This window comes from Pontimicrobium sp. MEBiC06410 (assembly GCF_053601615.1).
This window is the reverse complement of sequence record NZ_JBSHNT010000113.1, coordinates 1-372: the sequence shown is the minus strand read 5'-3', so window position 1 is coordinate 372 and position 372 is coordinate 1. Positions and strand designations below refer to the sequence as shown.

The following is a 372-nucleotide window of genomic DNA, read 5'->3' as shown; positions in this document are numbered from 1 at the left end:
GTAGGCTATTCCTTCTGAGTCTTTTTTAAAGGTTGTACGTAATGACTCGTGGCGTGCTACTAATGCATTGATACTTTGCTCTAAGTACGCTATGTTGAGCGCACCATTCACTTCTAATAATCCTGGTATGTGGTACCTTTCGCTTTGTCCCAACTCTGCTAAAAACCATAGGCGTTGTTGTGCAAAGGATAGCGGTAATTGGACTCTGTTTTTTACAACTGTTATTCTAGGTAATATTGTTGCTTTACTGGTGGCTATAACTTGCGATAACTGCCCTAGTAATGGGGTATTAAATACCTGAGAGAGTTGTAGTTTTACTTTAAATTGTTCTTGTATTTTTGATAGTAATCGGGTTACTAATAGTGAGTGCCC

At 38.7% G+C, this 372-nt stretch carries 1 protein-coding gene; it reads right to left on the bottom strand.

Going from position 1 to position 372, the window contains the following annotated elements:
* A partial coding sequence (locus tag ACVC08_RS00740; protein ID WP_452600594.1) for a condensation domain-containing protein occupies positions 1 to 372 on the bottom strand: 372 nt, incomplete at both ends.